Raw genomic sequence first — 9,135 nt, forward strand, 5'->3', positions numbered from 1 at the left:
TTTATGTCTGGGGACCTGTGGGAGCAGGCTTCAAGGCCTGCTGCACCGCACCATCGACGCTCAGCCCGCTGAGTATCACCCCGTTGGCCGTCACCTCCGGCAACGCCTCCAACACGGCCAGCGCCTCATGCTTGAGTCGCGCCAGAATCAGGCGCTTGCCCTCCTGATGCACCCGCAGGAAGAACTCCTGGATCGCCTCGATGCTGGTGCCGTCCAGATCCGGGGTTTCCTCCAGACTGAGAATCACCGTGTGCAGCGCCACGTCCGAATGACGAATCAAGTGCAAAGCTGCACCAAGAACTCGCTCGACGTTAGCAAAGAACAACGCTTCACTGGGCCGCACAATCAGCACTCCCGGCTCAGTCACCGCCGTTGGGTGACGCTGCAGATCGACAAAATCATGCCCGCCGTCGATCCGACCGAGCACCTGAATGTCCGCCGCCGACATCTGTTTGAGCATCAGCAACACGCTGATGGTCACCGACACCAGCAAGCCGTCGAGAATGCCCAGTACCAGCACCGCCCCCACCGCGCACAGCACCAGCAGCCGATCCCGGCGCCAGACGAAATAGCGCCCCAGCGGCTGCAGACTCAAGCCCCGCGCCAGCGCATGAACCACGATGGCCGCCAGAATCGGCTCCGGTGTCAGGGCGATCCACGGCAGCACCGTCAGCACGATCACCAGTACCACCAGCGCCGCCACCCCACCGGCCCAGCGAGAAATCGCGCCAGCGGCCTCGTTCGCCGACGTCGCCGAATACCCGGCCCCCGCCGGCATGCCATGGAACAATCCGGACAACAAGTTCGCTGCGCCGAGCGCCAGCAGATCGCGGTTGGAGGTCACACGATCACCGTGCTTGAGGGCGAACGAACTGATCGAGCCGTACGACTCGGCGTACAGAATCATCACCAGCGCAAACCCCACCTCCCCCAGCCGCAGCCAGTCGGCAAACGGCAGCACCGGCAGGCTCGGCACCTCCAGGCTCAGGTCGATCAAACCGATCATGCTCACGCCATGAGCCGGCAGGTTCAGCCATTGCCCGGCGACGATGCCGATCACCACCACCAGCAAACCGCCAGGCACCCGTGGAAAGCGCGAGAACAGTCCCAACAGCACCAGCGCCACCGCTGCGACGGCCGCCGCCGGCCAGTTCCACTGCGGTAGTTGTTCGAGCAGTTGCGGGGCGAAGCGCACCAGATTGGCGTCGATCAGGTGCACGCCGACCACGCTGGCGACCTGCTTGAGGATGATGGTCAGCGCGAGGCCGAAAGCGAAGCCGCGCAGTACCGGTTTGGCGATAAACGCAGTGACGCTGCCAAAACGAAAGATCCCCGCCAGCAAGAACAGCCCACCGGTGACCAGCACCAACCCGACCGCCAGCGTCGCGCGTAACTGCGGGTCGCCATTGGCCATGGTCGCGGTGGCCGCCGCCAGCACCGCTGCTGACGAAGACGTGGCCGAGACAATGGCAAAGCGGCTGGTGCCAAACAACCCATAGCACAGCAACCCGGCAAACAGCGCAATCACCCCGGCCTGGGGCGCCAGTGCGGCGATGGTCGAATAGGCGACCGCTTCGGGTAATAGCAGGCCGGCAATCGATAGACCGGCGAGGATGTCCTGCCAGCGATTGGGTGGCTCTACTGATTGGGGCGCGCTCGACAATCCACTGTCTCCAGACGAAAAAAGCCGCTGTGCGTATCACGCACAGCGGCCACTGTAGCTGAGTCTCTGGCGCTTTGGCTTACGCCGTCAGCGAATAAATCACCGCCGAAATGGCCACCAGACCGACCAGGGTAACGAATACGTTCGACGCCTGACCGCGATAGCGCGCCATCGCCGGTACTTTACGAATCGCGTACATCGGCATCAGGAACAGGATCGCCGCAATCACCGGACCGCCGACGGCCTCGATCATCCCGAGAATGCTCGGGTTCAGGGTTGCAACGATCCAGCACACCACCAGCATGAACGCCGCCACGATACGATCCAGCGCTTTGGCGCCCGGACGCTTGCCGCTCTTGACGATCAGGCCCTTGAGGCCTTCGCTGGCACCGATATAGTGGCCGAGGAACGACTTGGAAATCGCCACAAAGGCAATCAACGGCGCCGCAAAAGCGATGGCCGGATTGCTGAAGTGGTTGGCCAGGTACGACAGGATCGACAGATTCTGCGCCTTGGCTTCGGCCAGTTGTTCCGGCGACAGGGTCAGCACGCAACTGAAGACGAAGAACAGCACCATCACCACCATCAGCAGGTGGGCGCGGCAGAGGATCTGCGAGCTGCGCTGCTCCGCATTGGCACCGTAACGACGCTTCTGGTCCACCGCGAAGGCCGAGATGATCGGCGAGTGGTTGAACGAGAACACCATCACCGGAATCGCCAGCCACAGTGTGTGCAGCAGTGCCGACGGTGCCGGTACCTGCGAGGCGGTAGTGAGGATGCCGCCGTTCCAGTGCGGAATCAGGTATACCGCGAGGAACAGCAACGCAACGATGAACGGATACACCATCAGGCTCATCGCCTTGACGATCGCCTGCTCGCCGCAACGCACCACGGCCAGCAGGCCGAGGATCAGCACGAACGACAGCAGCGCGCGCGGTGGCGGCGTGATGTGCAGTTGGTGTTCGAGGAAGCTGGCGACCGTGTTGGTCAGGCCGACGCTGTAGATCAGCAGGATCGGGAAGATGGCGAAGAAGTACAGCAGGGTGATCAGCGCGCCGGCCTTGATGCCGAAATGCTGCTCGACCACCTCGGTGATGTCGGCGCCTTCGCGACCGGAGAGCACGAAGCGGGTCAGGCCGCGGTGAGCGAAGAATGTCATCGGGAAGGCCAGCAGCGCGAGGATCACCAGCGGCCAGAAGCCACCCAGACCCGCGTTGATCGGCAAAAACAGGGTACCGGCGCCAATGGCCGTCCCGAACAATCCCAACATCCACGTGGTGTCATGGCGATTCCAGCTCGACAGTTCAGCTGGTGCTGCCGCTTCATAGCGTGCGTCGACGCTATTGGCCTGATCATTCATCCGGTCGGATCTCCGCATTCCGGTCACTTGCCACTCGGTCAGGACGCGTCGGAAAAAACCGACAGACATGCTCCGGCCGAAACAGGGGCGCGATTCTCCGCGATAAATGAGCAGAAGCAAAGACTTAGCTGAGGAATGGTTGTACGGAGCAGATCAGCGGGTTGTCGTTTTCGGGAAAATGGCTGTCGGCTCCGGATACGTGAGATGTCGTTTTCCGGCAAGTTTCAGCGACAATTCCACCGGCAAGACTTGATCAGATTGATCGAGCCAGGAGAAATCCGAGTGACATGCAAAAAAGGCCGAACACCAGCATTCCCCAGATTGGGTACATATCGCCCTTGTTTTTGACGCGCATTCTTTCAACGTCCTCATCGTATTCTCGATCTGCCCGTTCAATCATGGCCTGACGGTCAAATGTACTCATGGTGATTTCCTTTTTTAGAGACAGGATCTGAATGGTATAAACGCGAACACCTAAAACTTAAGTGAAAGTCCTACAACTGCTGCAGTTGCGGTCAACCCTCCTGTAACGACCGCAAGCGGGTAAAAATACGTCTCCCACCTCAGCTTCTTTTCTTCCGCCATAAGTTTTTTCCTCTCAGCCGCAAGTTTCCGTATTTCACTCATTATTCTTTCGAGTTCCAGGTGTTCCCGATTGTTTTGAAGCATTTGCCTTCCTTGGCTATTGGCTGTCACTTCCAGAGCTGCTTTGTACCTCATGATTGCTTGCTCATCGGCAGCCGCATAGCAGACGCATCCGCCAAATTCGTAGGCAAAATCCGCGAAAAACGTAGGTAGCCTCGTACAAAAACAGCGGCGAGCTCATCACCCCACACTTTCAATCTGGCCGACATGTTCTAGCGTGAGACAAGTCCCCTACCCAACGGAGTCTCTGCCCATGCCCCTCGTCCGCGTCGAAATCAAAAAACACTCTGACCCCACCTTCGCCAAACGCATCGGCGAGCAGATCTACGCCGCCATGCGCAGCACCATCAACGTGCCGGAGCACGACAACTTCCAGATCCTCAACGAGCACGACGGCGAGCATTTCATCTTCGACCCGCAGTACCTGGGCATCCAGCGCAGCGATCGGTTGGTGATCATCCAGATCACCCTCAATGAAGGTCGGACGCTGGAGCAGAAAAAAGCCCTGTACCAGACCATCGCGCACAGCCTGAACACCCAACTGGGCATTCGCATGGAAGACGTGTTCATCAATCTGGTGGAAGTCAAAAAGGAGAATTGGTCGTTCGGCAACGGCATCGCTCAATACGCCAGTTGACAGCCCTTCGCCGCCGCCAGCATGATCGGCGGCATGAACCTTCGCCCGCTGCACCTCACCCGTACCACCACGACCGCCACCGGCGGGTCGTGGTGTTGCTGCCTGAGGTGAATCCAGCGCAGTGAACCCAAGGCCCCGCCAGCAATGGACGGGGCCTTGTTGTTTCTCCCGTCCGTGCGGCACTTGCAGCCCTCAAGGAGAAACATCATGTCCGCAGCATTGTTGATCATCGATATGCAGGTCGGTCTGTTCCATGGCCCGGAAAAACCCCATGACGGGGAGCGCGTGCTCGCCAACATCCAGCAGCTGATCCGCCAGGCACGCCAGCAACACGTGCCGATCTACGCCGTACGCCACACCGGCCCGGCAGGCTCGCCGATTGCCGCCGGCAGCCCCTTCTGGCAATTGCTGCCGGAACTCGATCTGAATGCCAAGTCCGACCATGTGTTCGACAAATCCAGACCCAACGCATTCCACGGCACGAATCTGGCGCAGCAGCTCAACGCTGCGCAGATCGACGACCTTTACCTGGTCGGCATGAAGACCCAGTTCTGCATCGACGCCACCTGCCGCGCCGCTGCGGATCTTGGCTTCAAACCGTTGCTGGTGGCCGACGCCCACACTTGCATGGACACCCCGGCATTACCCGCCCACGTCATCATCGAGCACCATAACGCCACCCTCGGCGGAGCATTTGCACGGTTGATCAACAGCGCCGACGTGAGCTTCTGACGAAGCGCCCGCGCGCTCCCCGTTTCAGCTCCTACACTGGCTGAAGCGGGGCTGCGGCCACCATTGCCAAACCGCTCTGGAATCAGCACTCTGACACGACTTTCGCGACCACACCGTCATAGATCACAGGAGCCGCGCAATGCCCGCCACCGTTCTGGTACTGGTTGAAACCATCAATGACTATCTGCCGATTCTCGAGCATCAGGGTTTTCACCTGATCCTCGCACCAACCCCTGCCGAACGTGCGCAAGCCATCGCCAGCCACGGCGCACGGATCGACGCGGTGCTGACCCGTGGCCCGCTGGGACTGACCGCTGAGGAAATCGCCGCCCTGCCGGCGCTGAAAATCATCACCGTGATCGGCGCCGGCTATGAACACGTTGACCTGCAGGCTGCCAGCGATCGCGGGATCACCGTGACCAATGGTGCCGGGGTCAACGCCTCGTCGGTGGCCGATCATGCGATGGCGATGCTGTTGGCGCTGGTGCGCGACATTCCACGCTGCGACGCCGCGGTGCGCCGGGGTGAATGGCCGAAGATCATGCGCCCGTCGCTGGCCAATAAACGCCTGGGCATTCTCGGCCTGGGCGCGGTGGGCATGGCGATTGCCAAGCGTGCTCACCTCGGTTTCGACATGCAGATCAGTTATCACAACCGTCAACTGCGCAGTGATGTGCCCTATGCGTTCTGCTCGACGCCAACCGAACTGGCGCGGGCCTCGGACTTTCTGATCGTCGCCACGCCGGGCGGGATTGGCACCCAGCATCTGGTGACCCGCCCGGTGCTCGACGCCCTTGGCCCGAACGGTTTCATCGTCAACATCGCGCGGGCCAGTGTGATCGCCACCGCTGAGCTGATCAGCGCCCTTGAGCAACGGCGGATTGCCGGCGCCGCACTGGACGTGTTCGATCACGAACCGCAGGTGCCAGATGCGCTGAAAACCCTGAGTAATGTGATTCTCACGCCACACGTCGCCGGCCTGTCACCCGAGGCCACCCAAGGCACGGTGGAACTGGTGGGAAAAAATCTCGTGGCGTTCTTCTCAGGGCAACCGGTGCTGACGCCCATCGCCCTGCCCCCCAGGCTCAACAACCAGCGCGTGCATTGAAAAGAGCCGGCAGCGCCCTGCTGCCGTACCTATTCGAAACGCTGATTATCCTGCAACACGCTAACCTATAAGACCGCTGCGCGCTTGTGGCCGCCCGAGTGCGCCATTAGATTAGCCAATGATGTCTGGCCTCCAAAATAAGCAGAAGGGATAAGCATGGCGCTTACTGACCAGTCCACCCGGATCCGCTCTGGCGAAGAACTCGATGCCAGCCTGATCGATCCGTACTTGAAGAGGCACATTCCGGGGCTGACCGGCACGCCGCAGATCAGCCAGTTCCCCGGCGGTGCGTCGAACCTGACTTACCTTCTGGAGTACTCGCAGCAGGAGTTCGTGCTGCGCCGGCCGCCGTTCGGCCACAAGGCCAAATCCGCCCACGACATGGGCCGCGAATTCCGCATCCTCAATCAACTGCGCGATGGTTTCCCCTACTGCCCGAAAGCCTACGTGCACTGCACCGACGAGTCAGTGATCGGCGCCGAGTTCTATGTGATGGAACGGGTCAAGGGCATCATCCTGCGCTCCGACCTGCCGCCGGAACTGGGTCTCGATGCAGCGAAAACCGAAGCGCTGTGCAAGAGCTTCATCGACCGTTTCGTCGAGCTGCATCAAGTTGACTACAACGCCTGCGGCCTCGGCGATCTGGGCAAACCGCAAGGCTACGTCGCCCGCCAGATCAAAGGCTGGAGCGAACGTTACGAAAAAGCCCTGACCCCGGACGCGCCGCATTGGGAGAAAGTCAAAGCCTGGCTCAACGACAAGATGCCGGCCGACCATCCGACCTCAAGCATCGTCCACAACGACTATCGCTTCGACAACGTGATCCTCGACCCGAACAACCCGATGCAGATCATCGGCGTGCTCGACTGGGAACTGACCACCCTCGGCGATCCGCTGATGGACCTGGGCAACACCCTCGCCTACTGGATTCAGGCCGATGATCCGGCACCGGTGCAACTGATGCGCCGCCAGCCGAGCCACGCCCCGGGCATGCTGACTCGACGCGAATTCGTCGATTACTACGCCGAACGCTCGGGCATCCAGATCGACAATTTCGACTTCTACTACACCTACGGCCTGTTCCGTCTGGCCGGCATCGTGCAGCAGATCTACTACCGCTTCTACCACGGCCAGACCCAGGACAAACGCTTCGCGCAGTTCATTCACATGAACAAACTGCTGGAGCACATGAGCCTGCAGGTCATTGCGAAATCGAGCCTCTGACGGCCCACACCAAGGAACCCTTATGTCCAAGACTCAGTTGTTCGACCTCGACGGCAAAATCGCATTCGTCTCCGGCGCCAGCCGTGGCATCGGTGAAGCCATCGCCAAACTGCTGGCCCAGCAAGGCGCCCACGTGATCGTCTCGAGCCGCAAGCTCGAAGGCTGCCAGCACGTCGCCGACGCGATCATCGCCGCCGGCGGCAAGGCCACCGCCGTGGCCTGCCACATTGGTGAAATGGAACAGATCAGCCAGGTCTTCGCCGGGATCAAGGAACAGTTCGGTCGCCTCGATATTCTGGTGAACAACGCGGCAACCAACCCGCAGTTCTGCAACGTGCTGGACACCGATCTGGGTGCGTTCCAGAAGACTGTCGACGTGAACATCCGTGGCTACTTCTTCATGTCGGTGGAAGCCGGCAAGCTGATGCGCGAAAACGGTGGCGGCAGCATCATCAACGTCGCCTCGATCAACGGGATTTCACCGGGCGTGTTCCAGGGCATCTACTCGGTGACCAAGGCCGCCGTGATCAACATGACCAAAGTCTTCGCCAAGGAATGCGCGCAATTCGGCATCCGCTGCAACGCCCTGCTGCCGGGCCTGACCGACACCAAATTCGCTTCGGCCTTGGTGAAGAATGACGCGATCCTCAAGCAGGCACTGACGCAGATCCCGCTCAAGCGCGTGGCCGATCCGAGTGAAATGGCCGGGGCGGTGCTGTATCTGGCAAGTGATGCATCGAGCTACACCACCGGGGTTTCGCTGAATGTGGATGGTGGGTTCCTGTCCTGATCTCTCTGACAAATGATTAACCCTGTGGGAGCGGGCTTGCTCGCGAAGTCGGAGTGTCAGGCAGCATTGCCTTGAATGACACACCGCATTCGCGAGCAAGCCCGCTCCCACAGGGGTTATCCGTAAGACAGTGACTTTGGGTAATTGCCTGACAAAGTGCACCGGCAAGCACCCCCACAGCACTACTGCGTGACACACCGGGTGGTGGTGATATGCCGGGTGACCTGCTCGTCAACGTACATATCGCCCGACACCTGAGTGTTTTCCAGGGTCTGACAGGTACGCACCGGCGGTGGTGGCGGCGGTGCAGCAGGAGGCGGTGGCGGAGGACTGGCGCAGCCGCTCAATAGCGCGACAGAGAAAGCCAGCGACAACGGCAGATACACGCGTTTCCCAGGATTATTCATAGGACGACCCGCGATGAATGGAAGAGCCACTTCCGCCATCGCGCACGAATACTGCGGATGACGGAAGACCTGACCACTCATTCTTTATAGCCGACCACCCTGTAAGCGCCAGTGAAATGGAGGGAGATGGAGGAATTGGCTGTCGATTTTGCGGGGAGGAAAATCTGTGTGGGAGGGGTACATCAACAAGAGTTTTTTGACTGGAAGGCCGCCATCGCTGGCAAGCCAGCTCCCACAGGGGTTGAGTATTCCTGACTGAAATGGGTCAGCTGTCAGGCCGCCTTCGCGAGCAAGCCCGCTCCCACAGTTGGAATGGGTGTGTTCAGTTGTAAATGGGTCGGCTGTCAGGCCGCCATCGCCAGCAGGCTGACTCCTGCAATTCAGAGAGCGAGCCCCCCATGCGGCGAAGCCGCCCCACTCAACACAATGAGCGTTAGCTCGAGTACCGCTTTTGATCTGAGGGCCTGTCGGCAGGCTGAGTGGAGGGATTTGTCCGGGGGTGGGAGCGCAGCGACCGTTTGGCGCAGCCAAACACAGCGAGAGGAGGTGCAGCGAAGCAAACCGTAGGC

General features: G+C 60.3%; 10 protein-coding genes. 5 read left to right on the forward strand and 5 right to left on the reverse strand.

The genetic code is table 11. The features are described 5' to 3' along the window. Position 1: 1 nt before the first annotated feature. The 4 genes from AC3WMV_RS24110 to AC3WMV_RS24125 all read right to left on the reverse strand — a co-directional run bounded on the left by AC3WMV_RS24110 (position 2) and on the right by AC3WMV_RS24125 (position 3,692). Positions 2-1,663: a SulP family inorganic anion transporter gene (locus AC3WMV_RS24110; protein ID WP_103367854.1), complete on the reverse strand. Its 1,662-nt coding sequence runs from the start codon at positions 1,661-1,663 to the stop codon at positions 2-4. Positions 1,664-1,742: 79 nt separating this feature from the next. Beyond that, positions 1,743-3,023 carry an HAAAP family serine/threonine permease gene (locus AC3WMV_RS24115; RefSeq protein WP_027613177.1) on the reverse strand — a complete coding sequence of 427 codons (1,281 nt, stop codon included), beginning with the start codon at positions 3,021-3,023 and terminating at the stop codon, positions 1,743-1,745. A 253-nt stretch (positions 3,024-3,276) separates the two neighbouring features. After that, positions 3,277-3,447, reverse strand: coding sequence for a hypothetical protein (locus AC3WMV_RS24120; RefSeq protein ID WP_178085232.1), 171 nt, complete (start codon positions 3,445-3,447; stop codon positions 3,277-3,279). A 50-nt stretch (positions 3,448-3,497) separates the two neighbouring features. After that, entirely contained in the window at positions 3,498-3,692 is a 195-nt protein-coding gene (locus AC3WMV_RS24125; protein WP_103367855.1) for a hypothetical protein, read from the reverse strand. 229 nt (positions 3,693-3,921) lie between these two features. Here AC3WMV_RS24125 and AC3WMV_RS24130 point away from each other — a divergent pair, with 229 nt between their 5' ends. The 5 genes from AC3WMV_RS24130 (at position 3,922) to AC3WMV_RS24150 (ending at position 8,159) form a co-directional block, all read left to right on the forward strand. Then, positions 3,922-4,305 carry a tautomerase family protein gene (locus AC3WMV_RS24130; protein WP_103367856.1) on the forward strand — a complete coding sequence of 128 codons (384 nt, stop codon included), beginning with the start codon at positions 3,922-3,924 and terminating at the stop codon, positions 4,303-4,305. A gap of 207 nt (positions 4,306-4,512) precedes the next feature. Next, entirely contained in the window at positions 4,513-5,037 is a 525-nt protein-coding gene (locus tag AC3WMV_RS24135; RefSeq protein WP_103367858.1) for a cysteine hydrolase family protein, read from the forward strand. Positions 5,038-5,176: 139 nt separating this feature from the next. Next, positions 5,177-6,145: a 2-hydroxyacid dehydrogenase gene (locus AC3WMV_RS24140; RefSeq protein ID WP_103367859.1), complete on the forward strand. Its 969-nt coding sequence runs from the start codon at positions 5,177-5,179 to the stop codon at positions 6,143-6,145. A gap of 156 nt (positions 6,146-6,301) precedes the next feature. After that, entirely contained in the window at positions 6,302-7,369 is a 1,068-nt protein-coding gene (locus AC3WMV_RS24145; protein WP_103367860.1) for a phosphotransferase family protein, read from the forward strand. Positions 7,370-7,391: 22 nt separating this feature from the next. After that, positions 7,392-8,159 carry an SDR family oxidoreductase gene (locus tag AC3WMV_RS24150; protein ID WP_007965755.1) on the forward strand — a complete coding sequence of 256 codons (768 nt, stop codon included), beginning with the start codon at positions 7,392-7,394 and terminating at the stop codon, positions 8,157-8,159. Between the two features lie 182 nt (positions 8,160-8,341). Here the strand turns inward: AC3WMV_RS24150 and AC3WMV_RS24155 are convergent, their stop codons facing one another. Continuing rightward, entirely contained in the window at positions 8,342-8,566 is a 225-nt protein-coding gene (locus AC3WMV_RS24155) for a hypothetical protein (RefSeq protein WP_146038521.1), read from the reverse strand. Positions 8,567-9,135: the final 569 nt, after the last annotated feature.

The sequence above is a fragment of the Pseudomonas sp. FW305-3-2-15-E-TSA4 genome (assembly GCF_058787295.1).

Coding starts and splice junctions, on each gene's coding strand:
- AC3WMV_RS24155 (WP_146038521.1), bottom strand. CDS start 8,566: ATGAATAATCCTGGGAAACGCGTGTATCTGCCGTTGTCGCTGGCTTTC.
- AC3WMV_RS24145 (WP_103367860.1), top strand. CDS start 6,302: ATGGCGCTTACTGACCAGTCCACCCGGATCCGCTCTGGCGAAGAACTC.
- AC3WMV_RS24135 (WP_103367858.1), top strand. CDS start 4,513: ATGTCCGCAGCATTGTTGATCATCGATATGCAGGTCGGTCTGTTCCAT.
- AC3WMV_RS24115 (WP_027613177.1), bottom strand. CDS start 3,023: ATGAATGATCAGGCCAATAGCGTCGACGCACGCTATGAAGCGGCAGCA.
- AC3WMV_RS24120 (WP_178085232.1), bottom strand. CDS start 3,447: ATGAGTACATTTGACCGTCAGGCCATGATTGAACGGGCAGATCGAGAA.
- AC3WMV_RS24150 (WP_007965755.1), top strand. CDS start 7,392: ATGTCCAAGACTCAGTTGTTCGACCTCGACGGCAAAATCGCATTCGTC.
- AC3WMV_RS24125 (WP_103367855.1), bottom strand. CDS start 3,692: ATGCTTCAAAACAATCGGGAACACCTGGAACTCGAAAGAATAATGAGT.
- AC3WMV_RS24140 (WP_103367859.1), top strand. CDS start 5,177: ATGCCCGCCACCGTTCTGGTACTGGTTGAAACCATCAATGACTATCTG.
- AC3WMV_RS24130 (WP_103367856.1), top strand. CDS start 3,922: ATGCCCCTCGTCCGCGTCGAAATCAAAAAACACTCTGACCCCACCTTC.